Raw genomic sequence first — 26,045 nt, forward strand, 5'->3', positions numbered from 1 at the left:
CATGGGGGCCAGGGGCTGTCTGTCACCCTAAACCCGGACATCCGAATGGATAGACCGGGCTTGGCTGATGGTTCATTGCTGAAACGATTAAAGAGTTGTAGGACATTGGCTATATCTGGCCGATGCTTTTTTGTGCGAATGCTTTCTAAAGATAATATTTTACTTATCTATCAAAGAGTTACTTAAACCTAAAAATCTCCATTGGCTATTCGTAGTGGGAATTACCTCTCAGAAACGTCGAATTAATGACGTGGTTTTTATGGCAGGTTATGTCCCTCGTTTCCGCTACATACGTAGGACAAATCCACTGGCTAAATACACTTTCGAATACCGACTCTGGTGTGTGAGCAACGGATCGCCCCGCAGAGGCCCAGAGGGTCTGTACACGGTTTTCGATATCAAGGATGAGAAGGCTATGAGTTTGACCAGCAGTATTGCCAACACCCAAAGCCCCCATTTCTACGCCGAAATGGGCGAGTTGATTGCCAGCAGTGGCCACCCGGGCTTTGCCGCCCACATGCTGCACCTGGTGGACAAGTGGGTGCCGATCCACCTGGTGGATCTGAGCGAATGGACGCTCGACGAGCTACGCGACCGTGTGCTCGATATCAAGCTGCTGGGCAGCGCCGGCCAGACGCAGGACCTGCCGCCCCTGGCCCTGAATTCCATGGACGACCATCCGCTGTTGCGCGAAATGCTCGGCATGCAGGACCCGCTGCTGATCCAGTTGAAAGCCAAGGCCAACAGCGCAGACCCGCGTGACACCTCACACCAGTGCAACCTGGTGTCGCGCCAGGGCAACCGGCGCTGTGTGATTTCGTTTTATCGCCCGCCGACCCAGCGCGGGTTTTCCCTGGCCGAGTTGTCGTTTCTCAAGTGCCTGTCGGACACCCTGCTGCCGCTGATCGAGTGCCACGCCCAGAGCCTGCGCCAGGCACCGCACACCGAGGTCGAACCGGCCCACACGTTGCTGGAGCAATCGCAATTGCAACGTGAGTTCTACAAGCGCCTGTCCCTGGGCGACATCACCTTGTCGGCGCGCGAGCAAGAGGTGTGCCTCGGCTTGCTGACCGGCGGCACCGTGCCGCAGATCGCGGAGAAACTCAGCGTGAAGAACAGCTCCATCGAAACCTACCTCAAGCGCGCCGCCGCCAAGTTGGGCGTGAGTGGAAGGCACGGTCTGGCCAAGTGGATGGTGGGCGCCTGATGCATAAATTGAGTACCTTTGCGATGGCCTGGATGCTTGGCGGCTGCTCGCTGATCCCGGACTACCAACGGCCTGCGGCGCCCGTGCCTGCGCAGTATCCCCAGGCTGGCGTGTATGCGCTGGCGCAGTCCGGCACATCGGACTGGCAGCAGCTGTTCCACGACCCGGCGCTGCAAAGGTTGATTGGCGATGCGCTGGTCAATAACCGCGACTTGCGCGTGGCTGCGTTGAACGTCGAGGCGTTCCAGGCGCAGTACCGTATCCAGCGTGCCGATCTGTTCCCGGCGGTGTCCGCTACCGGCGCCGGCCAGCGTCGGCGTGTGCCCGGGGACGTGACCGGCACCGGCAAGGCCGCCATCACCTCCAGCTATTCCGCGACCCTGGGCATCAGCGCCTATGAGCTGGACCTGTTCGGCCGCATCCGCAGCCTCAGCGAACAGGCCATGCTCTCCTACCTGGGCACCGAAGAGGCGCGGCGCAGTGCTCAATTGAGTCTGGTCGCCAACGTCGCCAATGCCTACCTGACCTGGCGTGCCGACCAGGAATTGCTGGCCCTGGCGCGGCAAACCCTGGTGGCCAACGAGCATAGCCTGCGCCTCACCAGCCGCAGCAAAACCGCCGGCAAAGCCTCGGCGCTGGACGTGGTGCAAGCCAGCACCAGCGTCGAAAGCACCCGCGCCAGCGTGGCCCGTTATGAGCGCCAGGTCGCCCAGGACCTCAACAACCTCGCCCTGCTGGTGGGCGGCCCGGTGGACGAACAATTGCCGTCGCGTCCACTCGCCGCCGACCTGGTGGCCCGCGTGCCGGCCGGCCTGCCCTCGGACTTGCTGCAGCGCCGCCCGGATATCCTCCAGGCCGAGTACCAGTTGCGCGCCGCCAACGCCAATATCGGCGCGGCACGTGCAGCGTTTTTCCCGTCGGTGAGCCTGACCGCCAACGCCGGCAGCGCCAGCACCGAACTGTCGGGGCTGTTCAAGGGCGGCTCGGGCAGCTGGACGTTCCAGCCGCAGATCAACCTGCCGATCTTCAACGCCGGCAGCCTGCGCGCCAGCCTCGACTACGCCAAACTGCAAAAAGACATCAGCGTGGCGCAGTACGAAAAATCGATCCAGACCGCCTTCCAGGAAGTCGCCGATGGCCTGGCGGCGCGGCAGACCTATACCGACCAGTTGGAGGCGCAACGGGATTTCGTCGCGGCCAACCAGCAGTATTACAACCTGGCCGAGCATCGCTACCGCAGTGGCGTCGACAGCAACCTCACCTTCCTGGATGCGCAACGTACGTTGTTCAGCTCGCAACAGGCGTTGATCGTCGACCGCCTGGCGCAACTGGTGGCGGAAGTGAAGTTGTATACAGCGCTGGGCGGCGCGTGGGACGTCAGCGCAAGCCCGACTGCCGCAGCCGATACTCCCCCGGCGTCACCCGCGCATACCGAAGGAAAAACCGGCTGAAATACGCCGGGTCCTTGAAGCCCAGCTGGTAGCAGATCTCGTTGGCGGAACTGCCGGTGAACAGCAACAGGCGCTTGGCTTCCTGCATCACACGTTCCAGGATCAGGCGCTTGGACGGCAGGTCGGCCAGGCGCCGGCACACCTCATTGAGGCGCGCCTCGGTCACGCCAATCCCCTCGGCGTAACGCGCCAGCGGCCAGTGCTCCAGATAGTGGGCCTCGATCAGTTCATTGAAGCGATGGAAGATGCGCAGGTCTTCGTGCCGGGTCGGGCGCGCGGGCAGTGAGTGGGCGCACAGGCGCAGCAGGCGAATCATGATCAGGCGCGTGAGGCTATCCAATGCGGCGGCGCGCCCTGCCCGCTCGGCGTTGATCTCATCGTTGAGTTCTTCGAACAGCTGATCCAGGCCTTGGTCACCTGCGTTCAGCGCCACGCAGGCTGCGCCGGAGGCCAGGCTGGGATCAGCGTCGATCAATCCCCACACCAACTGCTGGCGCACGGTCAGCACATGCCCATCGGCATCCGCCTCGGTGACAAAGGCGTGGGGCACCGTGGGCGGCGTGAGGAAGAACATCGGCCCGGACTCCACGAACTGGCGGTCATCCAGGTACACCCGTACCGCGCCGCTTTTCACATAATGCACCTGGAAAAACCGGTCATGCCGATGCACGGGCATGTTGCGCCCGAAAAAACCCGCCAGGTTGCCGAGCTTGTCGTAATGCACCTCGGCATCGCTGTAACGCTGGTCGTAGACCTGCCCGATGTTGATGTTGGGGATCGGCTGCACGGTGCCCTCTTCTTGTTGTTTTGATGCTGCCTGATTTTGCCACGCTTGACGGTAGTTAACATATTAATTATAACGTTAACACATTAACGAACTGCCTATGCAGCAGTCGCCACCGCCAGGAGAAACGCATGAGCCGTACCCTGCATGATGTTGCCAGCGGCACCCTGTTCGGCGTTGCGCTGAACTACCAGGGCCTGCTGGACCAGCATCTCGCCGCCTTCCAGCAGGCGCCCTACCAGAAGCCGCCGAGCAAGCCGGTGCTGTTTATCAAAACCCCGAATACGCGCAACGAGCAGGGTGGCGTGGTGCTGCACCCCCAGGGTGAACGCCTGCAACCCGGCCCCGCTCTAGGCGTGGTGATCGGCCAGCTCGCCAGTCGTGTCAGCCTGGAAAATGCCATGGCCCATGTGGCCGGCTATGTGGTGGTGAATGAATTCAGCCTGCCGGAAGACAGCTACTACCGCCCCGCCGTGAAAGCCAAGTGCCGCGATGGTTTTTGTGTCCTCGGACCGCAGTTGATCCCTCGGGACCAAGTCGCCAACCCCGGTCAACTGAGCCTCAAGCTGTGGGTCAACGGCGAACTGCGCCAGGAAAACACCACGGCGAATTGGGTGCGCGATATTGCGCAACTGCTCGCCGAAATCAGCGAATTCATGACCCTGCACCCCGGCGATGTGCTGATCACCGGCACCCCCGAAGGCCGCGTGGATGTGCTGCCGGGCGACAGGGTAGAAGTCGAGATCGACGGCGTGGGCCGTCTGCTCAATCACATTCAAGCGGAGACTCAAGCATGAAACACGCCCGTATCCGCTTTGAAGGTGACGTGCACGCCGTACAGGTGCAAGCCGACAACGCCGTGCGCCTGAGCGATGGTCGCCTGCTCGCCGAAGACCAGGTGCAATGGCTGCCACCGGCCACCGGCAGCATGTTCGCCCTGGGCTTGAACTACGCCGACCACGCGGCTGAACTGGCCTTCACCCCACCCACCGAACCCCTGGCCTTCATCAAGTCCGTCGGCACCTACACCGGCCACCGCCAGGTCACTTGGCGCCCGGACGACGTCGCCTACATGCACTACGAGTGCGAACTGGTGGCGGTGATCGGCAAGACCGCGCGCAACGTCAAGCGCGCCGACGCCCTGGACTACCTGGCCGGCTACACGGTGTGCAACGACTATGCGATCCGCGACTACCTGGAAAACTACTACCGCCCCAACCTGCGCGTGAAAAACCGCGATGCCACCACCCCGGTCGGCCCGTGGATCGTCGATGTGGCCGATGTGCCCGACCCGGGCAACCTGACCCTGCGCACCTGGATCAACGGTGAACTGCGCCAGGAAGGCAGCACCCGCGACATGATTTTCGACATCCCGTACCTCATCGAATACCTGTCCAGTTTCATGACCCTGCAACCCGGCGACATGATCGCCACCGGCACGCCCGAAGGCCTGGCCGACGTGGTGCCCGGCGATGAAGTGGTGGTGGAAGTCGAAGGCGTGGGCCGCCTGGTCAACCGGATTGTCAGCGAGGCGGAGTTTTTCTCCGCCCGGAAAGAGGCGTGAGCAGCATGATCAAACACTGGATCAACGGCCGTGAGGTCGAAAGCAAAGACACCTTCATCAACTACAACCCGGCCACCGGCGAGGCGATTGGCGAAGTCGCCAGCGGCGGTGCCGAGGAAGTGGCCCAGGCCGTAGCGGCCGCCAAAGCGGCATTCCCGAAGTGGGCCAACACCCCGGCCAGGGAACGCGCACGCCTGATGCGCAAGCTCGGCGAACTGATCGAACAGAACGTGCCGCACCTGGCCGAACTGGAAACCCTCGACACCGGCCTGCCGATCCACCAGACCAGGAACGTGTTGATCCCCCGCGCCTCGCACAACTTCGATTTCTTCGCCGAAGTCTGCACGCGCATGGATGGCCACAGCTACCCGGTGGACGATCAGATGCTCAACTACACCCTGTACCAGCCGGTGGGCGTGTGCGGGTTGGTGTCGCCGTGGAACGTGCCGTTCATGACCGCCACCTGGAAGACCGCGCCGTGCCTGGCGTTGGGTAATACGGCGGTGTTGAAGATGTCGGAGCTGTCGCCGCTGACCGCCAATGAACTGGGGCGCCTGGCGGTGGAAGCCGGGATTCCCAACGGCGTGCTCAACGTGATCCAGGGCTACGGCGCCACCGCCGGTGACGCGCTGGTGCGGCACCCGGATGTGCGTGCCATTTCGTTCACCGGTGGCACCGCTACCGGCAAGAAGATCATGCAGACCGCCGGCCTGAAAAAATACTCCATGGAACTGGGCGGCAAGTCGCCGGTGCTGATCTTCGAGGATGCCGAGCTTGAGCGCGCCCTTGATGCGGCGCTGTTCACCATCTTCTCCCTGAATGGCGAACGTTGCACCGCCGGCAGCCGCATCTTTATCCAGGAAAGCGTCTACCCGCAGTTTGTCGCCGAATTCGCCGCCCGCGCCAAACGCTTGATCGTCGGTGACCCGCAGGATCCGAAGACCCAGGTCGGCTCGATGATCACCCAGGCCCACTACGACAAGGTCACCGGCTATATCAGGATCGGTATCGAGGAAGGCGCCACCCTGCTCGCCGGCGGCCTGGAACGCCCGGCCAACCTGCCGGCGCACCTGAGCAAAGGCCAGTTCATCCAGCCGACCGTGTTTGCCGATGTGAATAACCGGATGCGCATTGCCCAGGAAGAAATCTTCGGCCCGGTGGTGTGCCTGATCCCCTTCAAGGACGAAGCCGAGGCCCTGCAACTGGCCAACGACACCGAGTACGGCCTGGCCTCCTACATCTGGACCCAGGACATCGGCAAGGCCCATCGCCTGGCGCGCGGGATCGAAGCCGGCATGGTATTTATCAACAGCCAGAACGTGCGCGACCTGCGCCAGCCATTTGGCGGGGTGAAAGGTTCCGGCACCGGGCGTGAAGGCGGCCAGTACAGCTTCGAAGTGTTTGCCGAGATCAAGAACGTGTGCATTTCCATGGGCAGCCATCACATTCCGCGTTGGGGTGTTTAACCCCCGCCAAGGCGCTCCAACAACAATAATGAACCTGGAGAATCATCATGGGCGAAGTGGTCCTGGCAGCGAAGATCTGCCACGTGCCGTCGATGTACCTGTCGGAACTGCCCGGCAAGCATCACGGCTGTCGCGAAGCGGCGATTGCCGGTCACAAGGAGATCGGCCGGCGCGCCCGCGAATTGGGCGCCGACACGGCGGTGGTGTTCGACGTGCACTGGCTGGTCAACAGCGGTTACCACGTCAATTGCGGCGAGCGGTTCCAGGGCACCTACACCAGCAACGAGCTGCCGCACTTCATCAAGAACATGGAGTACGCCTACCCCGGCTGCCCCGAGCTGGGCGCGTTGATCGCCGCCGAGGCCAACCTGGCCGGCGTGCGCAGCATGGCCCATGACATCCCGAGCCTGGAGCTGGAATACGGCACGCTGGTGCCCATGCGCTACATGCACATGGACGTGCCGGAGGATGAGAAATTCAAGGTCATTTCCATCGCCGCCTGGTGCGCCTGGCACCGCCTCGAAGACAGCTTCGCATTCGGTGCCGCCGTACGCCGGGCAATCGAAAAGAGTGACCGCAAGGTGCTGGTGCTGGCCTCAGGCTCCTTGTCGCACCGTTTCTCGGACGACCGCCAGGCGGAGGCGAATATCCACACCTGGACCCGCGAGTTCGACAAGCAAGTGGACCTGCACGTAGTGGAGATGTGGAAGCAGGGCCGCTTCAAGGAGTTCTGCGCGATGCTGCCGGACTACGCCGAGCACTGCTTCGGCGAAGGCAAGATGCACGACACCGCGATGCTCCTGGGGCTGCTCGGTGGGCCGGATTACGCCAGGCCCGCCGAGATCGTCACGCCGCCGTTCGGCAGTTCGGGCACCGGCCAGGTCAATGCGATTTTCCCCCTGTAGAACCGGGAGCACCCCATGCCGCACTTTATCGCCGAGTACACCGACAACCTCGAACCACAGGCCGACCTGCCCGGTCTGTTTGAAAAAATCCACCGCGTGCTGGGCGACAGTGGCGTGTTCCCCCTCGGGGGTATTCGCAGCCGTGGCGTACGCCTGGACACCTGGCGCATGGCCGATGGCAAGCACGACTACGCCTTTGTGCACATGACCCTCAAGGTCGGCCATGGCCGCGACCTGGCCACGCGCCAGGCGGTGGCCGAAACGGTGTTCGCGGTGATCACCGCGCACTTTGCCGAGTTGCAGGCGCAACGTTTGCTGGCGCTGTCATTCGAGATGGTCGAGCTGCACCCGCAACTCAATTTCAAGCAGAACAATGTGCATGCGTTCCTGAACAACCCGGCGGGGTAAAACCCGCTGCTCTCCTCACGGCCTCTCAGACAAAAAGTACAACATCATGAGCACAGCCCACTCCACCGCCAGCCGCGTGCTGGCCGAGCACGACCGTACCCATCGTTCAGTGACGTGGCGCCTGCTGCCGCTGTTGCTGGTGTGTTACCTGTTCGCCCACTTGGACCGCATCAATATCGGCTTCGCCAAGATGCAGATGAGCAGCGACCTGCAGTTCAGCGACACGGTCTACGGCTTCGGCGCCGGGCTGTTTTTCATCGCCTATGCGCTGTTCGGCGTGCCGAGCAACATGGCCCTGGACCGCGTCGGCCCCAGGCGCTGGATCGCCAGCCTGATGGTGATGTGGGGCCTGTTGTCCACCGGCATGCTGTGGGTGGAGAGCGCCCGTGGTTTCTACGTGCTGCGCTTTTTGCTGGGGGTGGCCGAGGCCGGTTTTTTCCCGGGCATCCTGGTGTTTCTCAACCGCTGGTACCCGGCTCGCCGCCGCGGCCAGGTCACCGCGTTGTTCGCCATCGCGGTGCCCATGGCCGGGGTGTTGGGCGGGCCGTTGTCCGGGGCGATCCTCGAACACTTCCACGATGTCGGCGGGATGCGTGGCTGGCAGTGGATGTTCCTGATCGAAGGCCTGCCCGTGGTGCTGCTGGGGCTGGTGGTGCTCAAGTGGTTGCCGGACGGCTTCGACGCGGTGCACTGGCTGACCGCCGAGCAAAAACACCAGTTGCGCGACCAACTGCGCAGCGAGGAACAGCGCAAGACCATCACCTCGTTCGGCGCCATCCTGCGCGACCCGCAGGTATGGCTACTGGTAGCGGTGTACTTCGCCGTGATGCTGGCAGTGAACACCCTGGCGTTCTGGATGCCCACCCTGATCCACGGCGCCGGCATCGGCCGCGACAGCCAGGTCGGCCTGCTCAGCGCCGTGCCCTACCTGGCCGGGTGCTTCTTCATGATTGGCTGCGGGCGTTCCTCCGACCGCCATCGCGAACGCCGCTGGCACCTGTGCGTGCCACTGCTGATGGCGGCGGTCGGGATCGCCGTGGCCGGCCTGGCGCCGGGCAATCCGCTGTTGGTGATGGGCGGGCTGGTGGTTGCCGGCATGGGCGCCAGTGCCGCCCTGCCGATGTTCTGGCAACTGCCACCGGCGTATCTATCCACCACCACCCAGGCCGCCGGCATTGCCATGATCAGCTCCTTCGGCAGCGTCGCCGCGTTCCTCGCGCCGTACCTGATCGGCTGGATGCGCGACGCCACCCAGAGCGCCAGCCTGGCGCTGTACGTACTTGCCTTGTTCATCGCCCTCGGCGGCCTGCTGGTGCTGCGCACCCACGCCGCCATCGTCAACCCAGACTAGAGACCGTTGCCATGCTCGACTCCCAGCAGATCCTTGATGCCGCCCTCCGCCTGGACCGCGCCGAACGCAGCCGCGAACAAGTGCGCCAGTTTTCCCTCGACTATCCGAATATCACGATCGAAGATGCCTACACCATCCAGCGCGCCTGGGTCGCACTGAAGATCAAGGGCGGGCGCACTCTCAAAGGCCACAAGATCGGTCTCACCTCACGGGCCATGCAGGTCTCGTCGAACATCACCGAGCCCGACTACGGCGCCCTGCTCGATGACATGTTTTTCGACGAAGGCAGCGACATTCCCTTCGAACGCTTCATCGTGCCGCGAGTGGAAGTGGAGCTGGCGTTTATCCTCGGCAAACCGCTCAAGGGGCCCAACTGCACGGTGTTCGATGTGCTCGACGCCACCGAGTGGGTGATCCCCGCGTTGGAGATCATCGACGCGCGCATCCAGCAGGTAGACCCGCAGACCAACGCGACGCGCAAGGTGTTCGACACCATCTCCGACAACGCCGCCAACGCCGGCGTGGTGCTGGGTGGCCGTGCCGTGCGGCCGACCGAGATCGACCTGCGCAAGGTGCCGGCGGTGCTGTACCGCAATGGCGTGATCGAAGAGTCCGGCGTGTCGGCGGCGGTGCTCAACCACCCGGCCAAAGGCGTGGCCTGGCTGGCGAACAAACTGGCGCCGTATGACGTGACCCTGCTGCCGGGGCAAGTGATCCTCGGCGGCTCCTTCACCCGACCGGTCGCGGCCCGCCCTGGCGATACGTTCCATGTCGACTACGACCTGCTTGGGTCGATTGCCTGCCGCTTCGTCTGAACCCTGGAGGATTGCCATGGACCTGCCCATCAACCGCTTCAAACAACGCTTGCACAGTGGCGAGGTGCAAATTGGCCTGTGGCTCGGCCTGGCCGACGCCTATTGCGCAGAGCTGGCCGCCAATGCCGGTTTCGACTGGCTGCTGATCGACGGCGAACACGCGCCCAATCACCTGCACGGCATGCTCGGCCAGTTGCAGGCCATCGCGTCCTACCCCAGCCAGGCACTGATCCGCCCGGTCATCGGCGACAGCGCATTGATCAAGCAACTGCTGGATATCGGCGCCCAGACGCTGCTGGTGCCCATGGTGGAAAGCGCCGCCCAGGCTCGTGACCTGGTGCGTGCCATGCGGTACCCGCCCCAGGGCCTGCGCGGTGTCGGCAGTGCCCTGGCGCGGGCGTCGCGCTGGAACAGCATCCCCGGCTACCTGGATCAGGCGGACGAACAGATGTGTCTGCTGGTGCAGATCGAAAACCGCGAAGGCCTGGCGAACCTGGATGAAATTGCCGCCGTCGAGGGCGTGGACGGTGTGTTTATCGGCCCGGCGGATTTGAGTGCGTCGCTGGGGCACCGGGGCAATCCCGGGCATGCGGATGTGCAGGCGGCGATCGAGGATGCGATCACACGCATCGTGCAGTCGGGCAAGGCGGCGGGGATACTCAGCGCAGATGAAAACCTGGCGCGGCGCTACATTGAGCTGGGCGCGACCTTTGTCGCGGTGGGCGTGGATACCACTGTATTGATGCGTGGGTTGCAGGCGCTGGCGGGGAAATTCAAAGGCACGCCCACGGCCGGCCACAGTAGTGGCGTCTACTGAGATCTTATGTGGGAGGGAGCTGGCCCCGATAGCAGTGGTTCAGCCAAACATCTGGTGACTGACACACCGCCATCGGGGGCAAGCCCCTCCCACATTTTGCTCGGTGGGGACTCAGCTGTTACCTCAGCGGTTGATGTTCTTCAAGTCATCCAGCAGACCCAGCAGGGTCTGCAACTTCTCTTCGCCAAACTGATCCTGCAACCGCTGGTAGTTGGCCTCCATGCACTGGCTCATCGACTCGAAGCTGGCCTTGCCCTTGTCAGCCAACGTCACCAGTACCCGGCGCTGGTCCTGCTCGGCCTTGCGCCGGTGCACCATGCCGGCGGTTTCCATGCGCACCAGCACGCCGGTCATACTCGGCTTGAGGATGCAGGCCAGTTCCGCCAACTGGTAAATCTCCAGTTCACCGTATTGCTCGAGGATGCGGATGATCCGCCATTGCTGTTCGGTCAGGCCGTGTTCATTCAGGGACGGACGGAAAAAACTCATGGCGGCTTCGCGGGCTTGCAGCAAGGCCAGGGTCAGGGATTGTCGAGGTTTGGACATAGGGATCAGGGTCACGAAGTATTTAGTTAATAATTTAACGAAACTCTAACATTCCCTGCCGGCGAGCGCGCTATAACTTGTCGAGCGCACCGCCCATGGCGCGCTGAATCAAATGCCTGGGCACGCAGGGTCAAGACTTCCATCCTGCCATGGCCCCTAATGGAGGCATCCGCTTCAGAGCCTTCCTTCACTTTTTCAGGCTGCGCCATGATCAACATCGAAACCCCTACGTATTACACCGCCACCAAGAAATACAACCTGAGCTTCCCCACCCTGGAACAGGACATCGACGCCGACGTTGTGGTGATCGGCGGCGGTTTTTCCGGCATCAACACGGCCCTGGAACTGGCGGAAAAAGGCATCACCAACATCGTGGTGCTTGAAGCGCGCTACCTGGGGTTCGGCGGCACCGGCCGCAACGGCGGGCAGATCATGGCCGGTATCGGCCATGACCTGGAGAAGATCAAGAAGGACGTGGGCGAAGACGGCCTGCGCCAGGTGTTCGAGATCAGCGACCTGGGCGCAGACATCATCAAGAACCGCATCGCCAAGTACAACATCGACGCAGACTTCTGCCACGGCTACGGCTACATGGGCTTCAATGCCCGCCAGGAAAAAACCCTGCGCGCCTGGGAAAAGGACTTCAAGTCGATCAACAGCCAGCACGAAATCCGCTTTCTCGGCGGCGCCGACGTGCAACAGATCATCGGCTCCAAGGCCTACAGCAGTGCCCTGCTGCACATGGGCGGCGGACATGTGCATTCGCTCAACCTGCTGCTGGGCGAAGCCACCGCGCTGGCCGGTCATGGCGTGCGGATTTTCGAGAACAGCCCGGCGCTGGAAGTCAGCTACGGCGAACGCATCACCGTGCGCACCGGCCGTGGCTCGGTGCGCGCGAGCAAGCTGCTGTGGGCCTGCGACAGTTTCCTCAACAAGCTGGAGCCGGAGCTGCACCGTTCGACCATCAACACCTACGCGTTCCAGATGATGACCGAGCCGTTGTCAGAGGAGCTTATCCAGCGCATCAGCCCGATTCGCGGGGCCTACAGCGATATTCGCCCGGTGATCGATTACTACCGCGTCACCCAGGAAAACCGCCTGTTGTTCGGCGCGGCCACACCCTTGGTAGAGCATATTCCCGGTGACCTCAAGGCCTGGAACCGTCGACTGATGCTGAAGATTTTCCCCTACCTCAAGGACGTGAAAATCGACCTGGCCTGGGGCGGCCCCATGGCGTGCAGCCCCAACCTGTTCCCGCAGATCGGCACCTTGCCGGGGCGCAGCAACGCGTTTTTCGTGCAGGGCTATTCCGGTTTTGGCGTGACCCCGAGCCACATCATCTGCAAGGTCCTGGCCGAAGGCATGAGCGAAGGCTCGGCGCGCTACGACCTGGTCAGCTCGATTCATCGCCCGACCATCATCGGAAAGGACGCGATCCGCCCCTTGCTGCTGACGGCGGGCAAATCCTGGCACCAGCTTTCCGGTTACTGGAACGGGCGCCGCTAACCGCATTATTTACTCAACTGGAGAACTGCCATGCCCCTTACCACCCTCAAGCATAACGTCCAACTCTCGGAACTCGACCCTTGGGGCACCGTGGCCGACCTCGGCTCCGAGATCCTCGAAGGCCAAGTGCGTGCTTTCGGCAAGATGACCTTCGGCGCGCCCACCGACCCGGTCAGCAGCGCTTACTTCGGCACCACCCAGGGCAAGTTCCGCATGGTCTACCCGTTCGCCGAGCAGGCCACGGTGGTCACCGGCGAAGTGCTGCTCACCGACGAATCCACCGGCCAGTCCACGCGCTACAAGGCCGGTGACAGCTGGTTCGTGACCAAGGGCACGCCGGTGTTGTGGGAAGTGCTCAGCGAAAGCTTCGTCAAACATTACTTCGCCGTCGTGTAAGGGAGGGGTTGGCATGACAAGTTCTCCCGACTGGATCACCGTAGGCGCACTGGCTGACGGTTTCGCCCCGGACGCCTTTATCCTGCCCAACCTGGCCGAGCTGGCGGGCCAGGCCTTCACCTTGTACTTCGCCAATGGCTGGCAGATCGAACACCGTTTCGAGCAGGACCGCCTGGCCTGGCGCGCCGCCGATGGCCACTCCAGCGGCAACGCGCCTTACCGCGCCACCTCGATTCGCCCGGGCCTGTACCTGGTGGACTTCATCAAGCACGAGGCCGGGCATAGCTGGTCGATCAGCCTGGTGCTGGACACACCGAACGCCTCGTTCACTGCCGTGATCGGGCGCCTGCCGGATCAGGCCCAGACCCACGAAGGCCTCTACCACCGCGCCCTGGCCGGCAAGCCACTGAGCTCGGTGGAGGTCGACTTCCTCCACGGCAGCCTCGACCGCCCGTGGCAGGCCGGCCACTGCCTGCATGCGCCCACCGCCGAACTGGTGGGCCTGCGCAACCAATACCGCTACAGCCCCAGCGAAGTCTACGAGCACATCTATCTCAACGAGCGCTTCTACGCCTGGCAATGCCTCAAAGGCGTGGAGCAAGGCCTGTGCGACACCGACCGCTGCCATTACTACAAGATCGCCGACCAGCTGTACCTGTTCGTGTGGCAGGAGAAGATCGTACCGACCCTCGGCCTGGTGCTGATCGACCTGCAGCAGCACCGCAGCGACGGCAAGATTTTCGGCTATGCCGGCGCATCCTTCGATGCGCTGTCGAACTTCCCCATCAGCTCGTATTGCCAGGTGCTCAACCGCACGGAGTATCCCGATGACTGAGCCGCGCACGGTCTAAATGTGGGAGGGGGCTTGCCCCGATAACAGTGTGTCAGTCACCACAGGCTTGGCTGAACCACCGCTATCGGGGGCAAGCCCCCTCCCACATTTGATCTCCTTTGTTTTGAAGATCCCGTTTATGCCCCCACCGCCTGCATCCGGCTTGAGCGGAAATCCTTCGGCGACACCTCGAACTGCTTCTTGAACGACCGGCTGAAGTGCGCCGAGTCGGTAAAGCCCCACTTATAGGCAATCGAGGTGATCGACTCGCTGCGCAGGCACGGGTTGGTCAGGTCATCCGCGCTGCGCTTGAGCCGCGCACGCTGGATGTAGCGGCACACGCTGTCGTCCTGTTCTTCGAACAGACGGTACAGGTGGCGCACCGAGATATTCAGCCGGTTGGCCAGACCGATCGGGCTGAGCCCCGGCTGGCTCAGGGATTCATCGATGACCTTCTGCACATAGCTGCGCAGGTTACTGCCCTGCAACGCTGCCAGGCCCTCGCGACACTCGTCGCCCTGCTCCAGGGCCGAACCCAGCAGTGACACGAAGGCCGTTTGCAGCGCCTCCACTTCACCCGCGCCGTCTGCGGTGTCGTCCTTGCACAGTTGATCCATCAGCACATGCAGCATGCGTCCGCAGGCTTTGGTCGAGGAGATCTTGGCGAAAGCCCGTGCGTCGCCGCCCAGGTGCTTGCACACCTGCGGGCGCGAGAGTGACAACGAGGCGTGTTCGATCAAACCGAAGGGGGTGATTTCGATGGAGCCCACCGAGTCCATCAACAACATCTCGCCAGGCGCCAGGTGCAGGGTCTGGCCGTTCTGCGCGATCTGCGAATAGCCGCTGCGCTGGCTGACCAGGAAACAGTCCTGGTCGTTGTCATGGTCGGCGTGGTGCGCCGGGCGTTTGATCAGCCCGGCATTGGTGCGCAGGATGGCCACGCCGCGCGGCAAGTCTCGGATCTCGCCGATGAACAGCGAGCGGTTGAACGCCAGTTCCGTCTCGAAATAACCGCACGCCGCGCGCAGCTCGCGGTTCCAAGTGTCCAGCCCGTCGTGTGCATGCTGTGGGATGCTCATGGGGTGTCTCCGCAATGGCTTCTTTTTGTTGTTCTGATGCAATAGTTAACATGTTATCTATATGCACGCAACAACAACCTGTGTACCCATTGCGCAAGCACTAATGATGCCAATCAGAGGTTCGACAACACCCGATTCAACCCGACCAACGCCGCGAGCAAATGACTGCGCTGCACCGGGCTCAGGACGATATAACGTCGAAACGCTGGCAGACGATTGACCACCTCGCTGCCCCCCATATGCTCCAGGCGCACGCACCATTGCCGGTCGTGCAGCTCGATGCGCAGACGCTTGAAATCCAGCGGCATCAGCGCCTGGAACAAGGCCTCGTCGGCCAGCAAGCGTGCCTGCAACTCACGCCCCAGCGCCTGGTTGCCGGCACAGCGCCGCACGCGAATTCCATGGCGCCGGATCGCGCCGCCATGGTGCACCGCGAAGCTCGCCGTGCCCCCCGTTGCTGCCGGTACGCACAGGACAAACTCGGTCAGCACCAGATGCATCAACCATTGCGATTCGGTGCGCTCGACAATCTCGAACCCCACGCCGTCCACTTCAAGCGTTGCCAGCCCAAGGTTGCGCCGCAGGTGCGCCAGGGTCACCCCCGGTCGATATCCCGATGGCGCACGATCGGCACGCCACAGCTCAAACAGTCTTTGCCGCAAAGTCGCCATAACCGTCATCAGCCTGCTCCGGTTGGTTACTGAACTCCTTTGCCAATACTTCCTCCACGGAGGCCGGCTTGAAGGGGTTGACCTTCTGCACCACCAGGGTCCAGAACAGCGCATACGCCGCCGTGCCCGCCAGCATCACGCCAAACGGCACATAGATGTCTGCCGGGTTCATGCCCGGAGGCGTGATGAACCACATGCCCAGCAGGATCCCGATGCTCGACACGATCTGCGGCAGCGGAAACCACGGCGAACGATAGGCCCGTGGCAAGTCCGGCCGACGGATACGCAGGCTCACCACTGAGATCGTCACCAGCAGATAGGCAAAGCTCCACGCACACACCGCCGCCAGCACCAGGTGCATGATGTTGTCGGTGTTGCCCCCCAGGTACAACGCGTGCAGGCAGGGAATCAGCATCGCCACCAGGATGCACAGCAGCGGCGTCTTGAAGCGTGGGTGCAGGTAGGTGAAAACCTTGGGCAACGCGCCGTCCACCGCCATGCCGTAGAGGATCCGTGGCACACCGGCCATCAGGGTGTTGATGGTGGCCGCGCCGGCAAACAGAAAACCGATGCCCAGCCACAGCGGGCCGATCTGCCCCATCACCTGCTCGGCGAAGCTGGGGATGGCCATGGGCGTGTCCAGCAGGTGCACGCCTGACGTGGCGTCGAGCACCACGTTTTCCACCTGGCGTTTCATCGCCCCACCATAGATGAACATGCAGGTGGCCACGCCCATCAGCCCCAGCATCATTGCGCGCGGCATCACCTTGGCCGATTGGCGCAGGTCCGGCGCCAGGGGCGTGACGAACTCGCAACCGACAAACATGAACATCGCCATGCCCACCAGCGACAGCACGGTGATCAGGTCGGTGCCTACCAGCGACTCGCCGAACCAGCCGTCCAACTGCACGGCGGGCGCGGCGATCAAGCCGAGCACGCCGAACACCATCAGGGTGATCCACATGCCGAAGGTGAGGATGATTTCCGCTCGGCCAAAAGCACTGACGCCAAACGCGTTCAGCACGCCAAAGACGATCACAAAGCCCACGCCGAGCAACCACGAGCCACCCGCCGATTCCGCCAGGGTGTTGAGATGCTCGAAGTTCACCAGGGCCATGACCCCGGACAGGATGGTTTCGGCGGTGCCGGCAAATACATGCACGATCAGGTACGCCGACAAGGTGCCGGTAATCGCGAAAAACCGCCCCATGCCGCAATTTATGTAGTCGTACACCGAGCCGGTGGTGGGCAGGATCGACGCCGCCTCGGCAAAGGTGGTGGCCTGGGCCAGCATCATCACCACGGCGATCAGCATTGCCAGGGCGAACGCACTGCCGCCGATGCCAAAGCCCATGGTGGCGGTGAGAATCACCGGGCTGGCCATGATCAGGCCAATGGTGCTGGCCAAGGCGGTGGGGAAACCTACCGTGCCCCGGTTGAGGTGCGCGGTGAGTCGGTCGTTGATCGACATGGTGGGGTCCTCGAAGACGGTTTTTTTAATGTGTCGGTACTCTGCGCCCCACTCCAATTGCTCGTCTTGCCCCTGTCTGCCGCCGCTTTTGTTGCTCCCTGCCACAGCGGGCGGCGTGGCGGCCACGGTCAATTCCCTGGCACGCAGAGAAAAGACTCAGGCCCCCGTCACTCGCCCTAATGCGCCCTCACTCTTAACCAAGCTGGGGACAATGACAATGGAGCACACACTGAAAAATCGCGGCCTGCGCCAGGCGGTCGGCCTGGGGATTGCGTTGCTGGTGGGCCAGGCCCAGGCGGTCGAGCTGTACGCCGATGCCGACACCCACGTCACCGGCAACTTCCTCGCCGTGTACGGGATGTTCAACAGCCCGAAGAACTACGATGGGCGCAGCGGCGGTTCCACTTGGCGCGAAGCCTTCATCAAGTACGGCCTGAGCGTCGACCAGAGCCTGGGCCGCTTTGGTGGCGTGTATGGCACGGCCAACCTGGTGAGTTCCGGCACCTGGGGCGATGGCGATGCCTCCGGGGTCACCACAGGCAAGGAGCGCACCACCAAGTTCGATGAAGCCTTCGCCGGCTGGCGCTCGGGCGAGCTGTTCCCGGCCTTGGGCAAGGACGGCGTGGACCTGTCGTTCGGCCGGCAGATCATCATGCTGGGCGACGGTTTCCTGATCAACGACGATGGCCCCAATCTCGGCAAGGGCGTGGGTGACGGCGAGTTCAATCGTGGTGGCGCCTACTACATCGCCGCGCGCCATGCCTTCGACAAGACCGCGGTGATCCGCCTCGGTGGCAAGGACGGCGTGCATGGCAGCCTGATGTGGATCAAGTCCGACAACCCCGCCCAGGCCATGACCGAAATGGCCGCCGGCACCCTGGAGTACAGCGCCGCGCCGGGCACTCTGGGGCTCACGTATATTCATGGGATCGATGTGGACGAGCGCTTCGCCAACGACGTGCAGCGCCAGCGCAAAGGCATGAACCTGTACAGCCTGCGCGGCGCCGGCAATGCCGGTATCGACAACGCGCACTTCGCCTTTGAACTGGCGCGCCAGGACCGCCGCGACAGCCAGGAAAATGCCGGCTACGCCGAAGGCGGCTACACCTTCGTCGACCTGCCCTGGTCGCCGGACCTGACCTACCGCTACGCGCGCTATTCAAAGAACTGGGATGCAATGTTCGCCGGTTTCAACCGTGGCTACGGCACCTGGGTGCAGGGCGAAGTGGCAGGCAACTACTCCGGCCCGTACAACACCAACACCTCCGTGCAACACCTGGCGCTCAAGGTCAAGCCGCTGGAGAACCTCACCCTGGGTGCGCTGTTCTTCGACTACAAGACCGTCAGCACCCGTGGCCAGTTGAACCTGGACGGTCGCGAGCTGGACCTGTACGCCGAGTGGGCGGTGAACGAGCACCTGATCATCACGCCGCTGCTGGGTCTCTACACACCCGACAAGAATGCAGAGACCGGTGGCAACCAGGTCGGTGGCAACGGCACCAATGTCTACAGTCAGTTGGTGGTCGCCGTACCGTTCTGAACCGTCTCGGGCGCGCAGGGACGCATCGCCTGGACCTCGGCATAGGCGCCCTGGTGATACAACAGCGGCGCACGCCCGAAATCATCGAAGGCCACCACCTTGCCGATCATGATCCAGTGGTCGCCACCGTCCACCTGCTGGTATTTTTCGCAGTGGAACCGTGCCGAACAATCGGCGAACACCGGTGAACCGCCCTCCCCCGGTTCGTACTCGATCAGGGCGAAGCGGTCTTCACGCGGGCGCGCAAAGTTGTTGGACAGGTGCACCTGATCCGCCGCCAGCACATTCACTGCGAAGTGACTGGCCTCCTCGAACACTTCGTGACTGTTGGAGCGTTTATCGATGCTCCACAGCACCAGTGGCGGGTCGAGGGACACCGAGTTGAAACTGTTGGCGGTCACGCCCACCTTGCGCCCGGACGCGGTGGCGGCGGTGACCACGGTCACGCCAGTGGCGAAGTTGCCCAGGGCGCGGCGAAAGGCCCGTGGGTCGAAAAGACTGTTGTCAGGCATGCAAGACTCCCGGGCGCCCTCGAACGGACGCCCTGATTGTTGTAGTGGAAGAACGGGTCACACCATGCTCGGGTCCGGCTCCAGGCCCATCAGCTCACGGCCGAGGATCTGCGCGCAGACGTCGTAGTCGGTGTAAGCATGGGCGCCGGTCATATGGGAATCACGGAACAGGCGCTGCATTTCGTTGTGTTCGAACCAGGCATTGCCACCGGCGGCGGCGAACAGGCGGTCCACTGCCTCGATGCACATCTTGGTGGCGTAGGCCTGGTTGGTACGCCAGAAGGCCAGGGTTTCGCGGCTCGGGTAACGCTGGGCGGCGCTGTGTTCGGCGTGGTCCTGCCAGGTCTTTTCAAGGAACGCACGGGCAGCGGCCACCTGGTGGGTGGACTCGGCCAGGCGCATCAACGCCGGCGTTGCCGCGCCCACGGCGGCACCGGTGTAGGCGCGCACGCGAGTTTTGGTTTTTTCGCGGAACACCTCCAGCATGCGCTCGGCCACGCCAAGGCTGACGGTGGAAAAACCACTGGCGAAATACGGCCGGTACGGCGCGTAGAAAATCTGGCTGTCGGGGTAGAGGCCAAAACCTGCGGACTTGCCCTCCATCATGTCCTTGGCCTTCTGGATCCGGTGCTCGGGCACCCAGGCATTGTCGATGACCAGGGTCTTGGTGCCGCTGCCCTTCATGCCGGCGGCGAACCAGTCATCGCGGATCTGGTAGTCACTGCGCGGCAGCACGGCAAAGCAGTAATCCTGGGTGCCTTCGGCGTTCTGTCGGCGGCAGCCGACAATCGCCCACTCGCCATGGTCACAGCCACTGCTCCAGCCCATTTCACCGCTGAAGTGCACACCGCCTTCGCCCTCCACCACGCGCCCGAACGGCGCAATACTGCTGCTGGCGGTGGCATCCGGGTTTTCGCCCCAGATTTCCTGCTGCAACCGGGCCGAAAACAGCGCCAGTTGGTGGCTGTGGGTGCACAGCAGGCTCATGGCCCAGGCGGTACTGGCACAACTGCCGGCGAGCAAGGCGATGCAGTCGGCGAACTCGGGCAGCGACAGTTCCAGGCCACCAAAGGCCTTGGGTTGAAAGACACGGTGCAGGCCGATGCTTTTGAGCAAGGCGATGTTCTCATCCGGCACCTGGCGTTGCTGTTCGGCACGCGTGGCATTTGTCGCAATCTGGGGCAGGAGGGGCTTGAGGTCTTCGAGGAGCGGATTTGGCTTTTTCATGGACGGCCCTGCTTATTATTGGAAGTCCGGCAGCCGCTCCAAGTCGAGGAGCAGCGCTGGATGCAGGGCCAGTATCGAACGGGTCGGGCGCGTGGAAAATGCACGTTCCACAGGCAAGGTTGTACTTTTCACAGGCGCGGCAGCCACAGGCATGACGCCTGGCAGGCACAGTCAAGCCAGGCGCGGGCGGCTTGGATACCCTCGGGTTTTCTTTTGTGAACTGCCAGGAACCCGCCATGAGTGATATCCCGCTGTTGCCTCACGTCGAAGCGTTTTTACGTCGCCCCCATGGGCTGTTCATCGACGGCGTCAACGTCCACGGCCATTCCAGCCAGACGCTGGCGGTGACCAACCCGGCCACCGGTGAAGTGATCGCCCACGTGGCGGAGGCCGACCTGGCGGATATCGATGCAGCGGTGGACTCCGCCAACCGGGGCTTTGAACTGTGGTCCCAGGCTGCGCCGGCGACACGCGGCAATGTGCTGCACAAACTCGCCGACCTGCTGGAGCGCAACCGCGAAGAACTGGCGCAGATCGAGACCTGTCAGTCCGGCAAGATCATCCAGATTGCCCGCGCGTTCGAGGTCGACCAGGCGGCGCACTTCCTGCGTTACTACGCAGGCTGGGCGACCAAGATCAGCGGCCAGACGCTCACCCCGTCGCTGCCTTCGTTCAATGGCGAACGCTACACCGCGTTCACCCTGCGCGAACCGGTGGGCGTGGTGGTGGGCATCGTGCCGTGGAATTTCTCGACCATGATCGCCGTCTGGAAACTCGCCTCGGCACTGGTGACCGGCTGCAGCATTATCATCAAGCCCAGCGAATTCACGCCGCTGACAATCCTGCGCATCGCCGAGCTGGCCATCGAAGCGGGGTTGCCGGCGGGTGTGCTCAACGTGTTGACAGGCGGCGGCAATGTCGGCAAAGGCCTGGTGGAACACCCCGGCACGCACAAGGTGTCCTTCACCGGTTCGGTGCCCACCGGCATCGCCGTGGGCCGCAGTGCCATGGGCGCCGGCCTCACCCGTGCGACCCTGGAACTGGGCGGCAAGAACGCCGCCGGGTTCCTGCGCGACGTGGAGGTGGAGAAAGCGGTGGACGGCATCATCGAAGCCGGCTTTTTGCACGCCGGGCAAATCTGCGCAGCGGCCGAACGTTTCTTCGTGCACCGTTCGCAGATCGACGCGGTGCTGGACACACTCAGCCAGCGCCTCAGCCGCCTCACCATCGGTTCGCCGCTGGACGAAAGCACCGAATTCGGCCCGGTCACCCACCATCAGCACCAACTCAAACTGCTCGGCTATTTCAGCCAGGCCCGCGCCGAAAACAACCGGATCATCCACGGCGGCAAACTCATCGACCGCCCCGGCTGCTACGTCGAGCCCACGGTGATCCTCGCCAACAGCATCAACGACACCCTGCTCAACGAAGAAACCTTCGGCCCCATCGCGACCTTCCTGCCCTACGACAGTGAAGAGGAGCTGCTCGCGCTGATGAACAACGGCCCCTACGGCCTCAGCGCCAGCCTGTGGACCAACGACTTAGGCAAGGCCCTGCGCATGGTGCCGGCGATCAAGGCCGGCACATTGTGGGTGAATATGCACACACTGCTCGACCCGGCCGTGCCGTTTGGGGGCAGTCGGTCTTCGGGGGTTGGCCGGGAGTTTGGCAGTGCATTCATCGAGGATTACACCGAGCTCAAGTCGGTGATGATTCGGTACTGAGGGTCAGCTCTTTCAAGGCCTTTGAAAACCGGCCATATCTGGCTGATACCCTCCCAATTGGGGCGGACACTGCAACTGTGGCAAGCCCGCTCGCCACAGAAAACCCACCAAAGCAATTGTTCAATCCGGCGGTTCAACATCCCGCAACATATCGGGATCATCGAGGGGTGTTGGCTACCAACTCCCCATCGCCAGACTGAACGGCGAAAACTCCGCGAACTGCCACCGCAACGCCAACGCCGCCGGGCGCCGTACGACATGCTCTACGGTGACGGTCCACAAGCGCTGGGCGCCCTCGAACAGCGCCACTTGCGGGCCGTCGAGGATCAGTGAAGTGCGCCCGGCCACCTGCAGCACATCCCCCGATTCAAAATCGATGAATAACAACCCCGCCACCGGGTTCACCTGCAGATTGCCCAGGGTGTTGAAGAACAGGTTGCCGGCAAAGTCGGGGATGGTCAGCACGTTGCCTTCGACCCGCACAAAACCCGTATTGCCGCCGCGATGGGAAACGTCCACCGAGCGCTGGCCATCCACCTCGACGTAGCTGGCGACGAAGAAGGTGTCGGCATTGCGGATCAGCGCTTGGGCCGCGTCATCCAGGCTGCTGGAACGTTCGGCCACGCTGCCGGGTTTGCGTGCGATGGCATCCACCGGCCGCAATTGGATGTACTTGGGGCAGTTGCCGAACGTGTGCACCACGTCGACCGAAAAGCCTTCGTGATCGAGCGCACCGATATGCCCGTTCATGCGGTTGCGGCGGCGGGTGTTGAGGTCGATGCCCAGCAGGCCGATGGATGCACCTTCACGCAAGGCGTTGCGAGCCGGGTCGTTGGCCGACGGCAGACTGTCGACCTGCAAGGTCTGCGGGTCCGGCGAGTGGGCAAAGCCCGGGGCGCCTTCAAGCAGCGTCGCCCAGGGAATGCCTTGCTCGTCCACCACACCCAGCATCAGGTACGGCAACAAAGGGTAGAAATCCCGATGCTGTTCGGGCAAATGATCACGGATCACCTTGGGCCCGACCACGGCCATGCGCTCGGCGACCCCCACTGCTTGTTGCATGTGCCGTTCACCGGCATGCCAGGGCGATGGTTCGATCAGGTTCATGGCAAGCACCTCATGTTGGATAGCCCGATGCTGCGCCCTGCCCGCCACCGAGGGAATCACCACGCCAGGCAATCCACTGTTACGCCAGTTGAAATGCCGGGTGTTCACGCAGCGCCGCCACGCAGTGGTCGACAAAGCTGCGCACGCGCATCGGTGCGTTGCGGCCTTCGCGGTACACCACGTGCACGGGCAATGGTGGCTGTTCAAAACCCGGCAACAGGCGACGCAATTGCCCGCTCTGCACATGCTCGTGAACCGGGTAACTCAGGCAGCGAATCACCCCCGCCCCATGCACCGCCGCATTGATCGCGCCCTGCACCGTGGCGCAGCCCAGGCGCGCACGGGCCTTGAGTGGGTAGCCCTGGAAATCCCAATGCACCTGGTCGGCAGTGGCGATCAGCCGATGGTGCTGGAGGTCGTCCGGGCGTTGAGGCTCACCGTGAATCGCCAGATAACCGGGGCTGGCGCAAAGGATATGCCGCACCTGCCCCACCGGCCGCGCGATCAACGACGAGTCGGGCAACTCACCGACGAGGATCGCCACGTCCAGCCCTTCTTCGTGCAGGTTGGGATAATAGTCGTGGTAGTGCGCCGCGAGGCTCACCTCGGGATAACGGTCCAGGTAGTCGGCCAAGACCGGCGCCATCACATGAGCGCTGAACAGAAAGGGCAAAAACACCCGCAGGTTGCCCTGGGCCTGCACATGCAAGCCTTTGGCCGAGGCTTCGGCGGCGTCCACGGCGGCGAGCAGGCGCACGCAATCGGCCAGGTACGCGTTGCCGGCGTCGGTCAGGCTCACGCCCTGCGTGCTGCGTTCAAGCAATGGCACGCGCAGGCGCGCTTCCAGGCGGGCCACCGCACGGACCAGTGTCGGCCCGGACACCTGCGCACTGCGCGCGGCGCCGGCCAGGCTCGAGTGTCCGGCCAGTGCGGCGAACAACTGCATATCGCGATAGCGCTCCATCAACCGCGCCGTTTCATCGCAGGGTTCAGGGCGGCGTCCTGGCCCAGGCGATGGCTGAGAAAGTCGACAAAGGTGTTGACCTTGGCCGGCACGCGGCCGCTTTTCTGGAACACCACCTGGATCGGCAACGGCTCGGCCTCATACGCTTGAAGGACGATCTCCAACTCGCCCGCCGCCACCGCCGTTGCGACCTGGTAGGACAGCACCCGCGTCATGCCCCAGCCCAGGCGCGCCAGGTTGATCGCGGCATTGTTTGCCGTAACGACCAGGCGCGGTTCGATGGGCACGGACAAGGGTTGGCCGGCGTCGACAAACTCCCAGCCACTCACCAGCTGGCTCGACGATGACGTGACGATCTTGGCCTCACGCAACTGCGACGGGTGCTCCGGTCGCCCGTGCTGGTCGAGATAGGCTGGCGCTGCACAGACGACCCGGCGCACTTCGCCGACCTTGATCGCCTGCTGGCCCGGCTCGTGCAGATGACCGATACGCACCGCGACATCGACGCCTTCGTCGACCAGATTGACCACGCGGTCGACCAGCAAGGCATTGATGTTCACCAACGGAAAGCGGTCCAGGTACTCCCCCAGCACCGGCGCCACATACAGCTCGCCAAACAGCACTGGCGCAGTGACCGTCAGGTGGCCGCAGGGGATGGAGTAACTGCCGGCCGCCGCTTCTTCGGCTTCATCGAGGTCTGCCAGGATACGCCGGCAATCCTCCAGGTAACGCTGGCCGGCTTCGGTCAGGTGCACGCTGCGGGTGGTGCGCGCCAGCAGTTGGGTGCCGATACGTTCCTCCATGGCGGCGATGGCCCGGGTCACGCTGGGTGGCGAGGTGTTCAGGCGGCGTGCGGCGGCGGCAAAACCCTCCTCCTCGGCCACCGCCAGGAACACCTGCATTTCATGAAATCGGTCCATCGGCACTCCTCTCGAGCAACTGCATATTGCTATTCCCCTGTGGCAAGCTCGCCTGCCACAACAGGCTCAGTGACCACAACCGGGGTTCGCGTTAGTGGGATTGCAAGCCCACGGCTGTGCGTGGCATGCCGACAAATCCCGGCAGTGCTTCGATGCTGGCGAGCCAGGCACGCACCTGAGGGTAGTCGGCCAGGGACACATTGCCTTCCGGCGCATGGGCGGTGTAGGTGTAGAAAGCGACATCGGCGATGGTCGGTTGCTCGCCGGCCAGGAAGCGGTTTTGGCTCAGTTGCGTCTCCATCAGTTTCAGCAAGGCGTGGGAACGGGCAATGGCGACGCAGGTATCGATGTCCGCGCCAAACACCGTGGCCAACCGCGCCGACGCGGGCCCGACGTGCAGTTGACCGGCGGCGGCCGAGAGCCAGCGCTGCACCCGCGCCTGCCCCACAGCATCACCCGGCAGCCACTGGCCCTTGCCGTAGGTGTTGGCCAGGTAGACCAGGATCGCATTGGAGTCGGCCAACACCACGCCGTTGTCATCAATCGCCGGCACCTGGCCGAAGCTGTTGATCGTGGCCAGATAGTCCGAGGACTTATGGGCGCCTTGCTTGAGATCCACCAGGATAAATTCCGTGGGCAAGCCCAGCAGGGACAACATCAGCTCGACCCGATGAGAGTGGCCGGACAACGGAAAACCGTAGAGTTTGATCATGAAAGGCTCCAAGAGAATGGGATGGCAACGCCGCACATGCTCTACCGCTGGCCCCTGACGTTGGAATCAC

Annotated in this window: 25 protein-coding genes and 1 pseudogene; 15 read left to right on the plus strand and 11 right to left on the minus strand. The window is 63.1% G+C overall.

Annotation, left to right across the window (positions count from 1 at the left end):
- Positions 1-415 precede the first annotated feature (415 nt).
- A complete protein-coding gene (locus tag BMX59_RS18585; RefSeq protein WP_092244553.1) occupies positions 416-1,207 on the plus strand; it encodes a helix-turn-helix transcriptional regulator in 792 nt (263 codons plus the stop codon).
- Positions 1,207-2,658, plus strand: coding sequence for an efflux transporter outer membrane subunit (locus tag BMX59_RS18590; RefSeq protein ID WP_093124432.1), 1,452 nt, complete (start codon positions 1,207-1,209; stop codon positions 2,656-2,658). The genes BMX59_RS18585 and BMX59_RS18590 overlap by 1 nt, the downstream gene beginning before the upstream one ends.
- Here the strand turns inward: BMX59_RS18590 and hpaA are convergent.
- Entirely contained in the window at positions 2,585-3,445 is an 861-nt protein-coding gene (hpaA, locus tag BMX59_RS18595; RefSeq protein WP_092244547.1) for a 4-hydroxyphenylacetate catabolism regulatory protein HpaA, read from the minus strand. The genes BMX59_RS18590 and hpaA overlap by 74 nt on opposite strands.
- Positions 3,446-3,573: 128 nt before the next feature.
- Here hpaA and BMX59_RS18600 point away from each other — a divergent pair, with 128 nt between their 5' ends.
- The 8 genes from BMX59_RS18600 to hpaI are packed head-to-tail and all read left to right on the plus strand — an operon-like array spanning position 3,574 to position 10,768.
- Positions 3,574-4,239 carry a fumarylacetoacetate hydrolase family protein gene (locus BMX59_RS18600; RefSeq protein ID WP_092244544.1) on the plus strand — a complete coding sequence of 222 codons (666 nt, stop codon included), beginning with the start codon at positions 3,574-3,576 and terminating at the stop codon, positions 4,237-4,239.
- Positions 4,236-5,006, plus strand: coding sequence for a fumarylacetoacetate hydrolase family protein (locus tag BMX59_RS18605; protein ID WP_092244541.1), 771 nt, complete (start codon positions 4,236-4,238; stop codon positions 5,004-5,006). The genes BMX59_RS18600 and BMX59_RS18605 overlap by 4 nt, the downstream gene beginning before the upstream one ends.
- A 5-nt stretch (positions 5,007-5,011) precedes the next feature.
- Positions 5,012-6,472, plus strand: coding sequence for a 5-carboxymethyl-2-hydroxymuconate semialdehyde dehydrogenase (gene hpaE, locus BMX59_RS18610; RefSeq protein ID WP_093124948.1), 1,461 nt, complete (start codon positions 5,012-5,014; stop codon positions 6,470-6,472).
- A gap of 47 nt (positions 6,473-6,519) precedes the next feature.
- Positions 6,520-7,377: a 3,4-dihydroxyphenylacetate 2,3-dioxygenase gene (gene hpaD / locus BMX59_RS18615; RefSeq protein ID WP_093124439.1), complete on the plus strand. Its 858-nt coding sequence runs from the start codon at positions 6,520-6,522 to the stop codon at positions 7,375-7,377.
- Between the two features lie 15 nt (positions 7,378-7,392).
- A complete protein-coding gene (locus BMX59_RS18620) occupies positions 7,393-7,785 on the plus strand; it encodes a tautomerase family protein (RefSeq protein WP_092244535.1) in 393 nt (130 codons plus the stop codon).
- A 46-nt stretch (positions 7,786-7,831) separates the two neighbouring features.
- Positions 7,832-9,136, plus strand: coding sequence for an MFS transporter (locus tag BMX59_RS18625; RefSeq protein ID WP_093124444.1), 1,305 nt, complete (start codon positions 7,832-7,834; stop codon positions 9,134-9,136).
- An 11-nt stretch (positions 9,137-9,147) separates the two neighbouring features.
- On the plus strand, positions 9,148-9,951 hold the full coding sequence (hpaH, locus tag BMX59_RS18630; protein ID WP_093124448.1) for a 2-oxo-hept-4-ene-1,7-dioate hydratase: 804 nt from the start codon (positions 9,148-9,150) through the stop codon (positions 9,949-9,951).
- A gap of 16 nt (positions 9,952-9,967) precedes the next feature.
- A complete protein-coding gene (gene hpaI, locus BMX59_RS18635; protein WP_093124451.1) occupies positions 9,968-10,768 on the plus strand; it encodes a 4-hydroxy-2-oxoheptanedioate aldolase in 801 nt (266 codons plus the stop codon).
- Between the two features lie 123 nt (positions 10,769-10,891).
- Here the strand turns inward: hpaI and hpaR are convergent, their stop codons facing one another.
- Complete coding sequence (gene hpaR, locus BMX59_RS18640; protein WP_092244522.1) at positions 10,892-11,314, minus strand: homoprotocatechuate degradation operon regulator HpaR; 423 nt, start codon at positions 11,312-11,314, stop codon at positions 10,892-10,894.
- A 207-nt stretch (positions 11,315-11,521) separates the two neighbouring features.
- Between hpaR and BMX59_RS18645 the strand changes: the two genes are divergently transcribed.
- From BMX59_RS18645 to BMX59_RS18655, 3 genes are read left to right on the plus strand one after another with little or no spacing between them, the layout of a single operon-like run.
- The gene (locus BMX59_RS18645) at positions 11,522-12,820 is read left to right on the plus strand and encodes an NAD(P)/FAD-dependent oxidoreductase (RefSeq protein ID WP_093124456.1); all 1,299 of its coding nucleotides are present in this window, start codon (positions 11,522-11,524) and stop codon (positions 12,818-12,820) included.
- A 30-nt stretch (positions 12,821-12,850) separates the two neighbouring features.
- Positions 12,851-13,216, plus strand: a complete 366-nt coding sequence (locus BMX59_RS18650; protein WP_093124459.1) for a cupin domain-containing protein — start codon at positions 12,851-12,853, stop codon at positions 13,214-13,216.
- Between the two features lie 13 nt (positions 13,217-13,229).
- Positions 13,230-14,051: a molybdenum cofactor biosynthesis F family protein gene (locus tag BMX59_RS18655; protein ID WP_093124462.1), complete on the plus strand. Its 822-nt coding sequence runs from the start codon at positions 13,230-13,232 to the stop codon at positions 14,049-14,051.
- Positions 14,052-14,185: 134 nt separating this feature from the next.
- Here BMX59_RS18655 and feaR read toward each other — a convergent pair whose 3' ends face one another.
- The 3 genes from feaR to BMX59_RS18670 form a co-directional block, all read right to left on the minus strand.
- Positions 14,186-15,127, minus strand: coding sequence for a transcriptional regulator FeaR (feaR, locus tag BMX59_RS18660; protein WP_092244508.1), 942 nt, complete (start codon positions 15,125-15,127; stop codon positions 14,186-14,188).
- 113 nt (positions 15,128-15,240) lie between these two features.
- Positions 15,241-15,807, minus strand: a complete 567-nt coding sequence (locus tag BMX59_RS18665; protein WP_093124466.1) for a DUF3156 family protein — start codon at positions 15,805-15,807, stop codon at positions 15,241-15,243.
- Entirely contained in the window at positions 15,770-17,269 is a 1,500-nt protein-coding gene (locus BMX59_RS18670) for an APC family permease (protein WP_093124471.1), read from the minus strand. The genes BMX59_RS18665 and BMX59_RS18670 overlap by 38 nt, the downstream gene beginning before the upstream one ends.
- A gap of 217 nt (positions 17,270-17,486) precedes the next feature.
- Between BMX59_RS18670 and BMX59_RS18675 the strand changes: the two genes are divergently transcribed.
- Positions 17,487-18,809 carry an alginate export family protein gene (locus BMX59_RS18675; protein ID WP_093124475.1) on the plus strand — a complete coding sequence of 441 codons (1,323 nt, stop codon included), beginning with the start codon at positions 17,487-17,489 and terminating at the stop codon, positions 18,807-18,809.
- Positions 18,810-18,841: 32 nt separating this feature from the next.
- Here BMX59_RS18675 and BMX59_RS18680 read toward each other — a convergent pair.
- Positions 18,842-19,321, minus strand: a pseudogene (locus BMX59_RS18680) (flavin reductase family protein); the annotation flags it as partial.
- 57 nt (positions 19,322-19,378) lie between these two features.
- Entirely contained in the window at positions 19,379-20,548 is a 1,170-nt protein-coding gene (locus BMX59_RS18685; protein ID WP_093124481.1) for a p-hydroxyphenylacetate 3-hydroxylase oxygenase component, read from the minus strand.
- A 236-nt stretch (positions 20,549-20,784) separates the two neighbouring features.
- Between BMX59_RS18685 and BMX59_RS18690 the strand changes: the two genes are divergently transcribed.
- Positions 20,785-22,272, plus strand: coding sequence for an aldehyde dehydrogenase family protein (locus tag BMX59_RS18690; RefSeq protein WP_093124484.1), 1,488 nt, complete (start codon positions 20,785-20,787; stop codon positions 22,270-22,272).
- A gap of 174 nt (positions 22,273-22,446) precedes the next feature.
- On the opposite strand, the gene BMX59_RS18695 is transcribed toward BMX59_RS18690, so the two are convergent.
- The 4 genes from BMX59_RS18695 to BMX59_RS18710 all read right to left on the minus strand — a co-directional run bounded on the left by BMX59_RS18695 (position 22,447) and on the right by BMX59_RS18710 (position 25,975).
- The gene (locus BMX59_RS18695) at positions 22,447-23,379 is read right to left on the minus strand and encodes a pyridoxamine 5'-phosphate oxidase family protein (protein ID WP_093124487.1); all 933 of its coding nucleotides are present in this window, start codon (positions 23,377-23,379) and stop codon (positions 22,447-22,449) included.
- Between the two features lie 79 nt (positions 23,380-23,458).
- Entirely contained in the window at positions 23,459-24,343 is an 885-nt protein-coding gene (locus BMX59_RS18700) for a LysR family transcriptional regulator (protein ID WP_093124490.1), read from the minus strand.
- Entirely contained in the window at positions 24,343-25,263 is a 921-nt protein-coding gene (locus BMX59_RS18705; protein ID WP_093124493.1) for a LysR family transcriptional regulator, read from the minus strand. The genes BMX59_RS18700 and BMX59_RS18705 overlap by 1 nt, the downstream gene beginning before the upstream one ends.
- Before the next feature lie 91 nt (positions 25,264-25,354).
- The gene (locus BMX59_RS18710) at positions 25,355-25,975 is read right to left on the minus strand and encodes a glutathione S-transferase family protein (protein ID WP_092244478.1); all 621 of its coding nucleotides are present in this window, start codon (positions 25,973-25,975) and stop codon (positions 25,355-25,357) included.
- Between the last annotated feature and the right edge of the window lie 70 nt (positions 25,976-26,045).

This window comes from Pseudomonas sp. NFR09, assembly GCF_900111535.1.
Lineage (GTDB): Bacteria > Pseudomonadota > Gammaproteobacteria > Pseudomonadales > Pseudomonadaceae > Aquipseudomonas > Aquipseudomonas extremorientalis.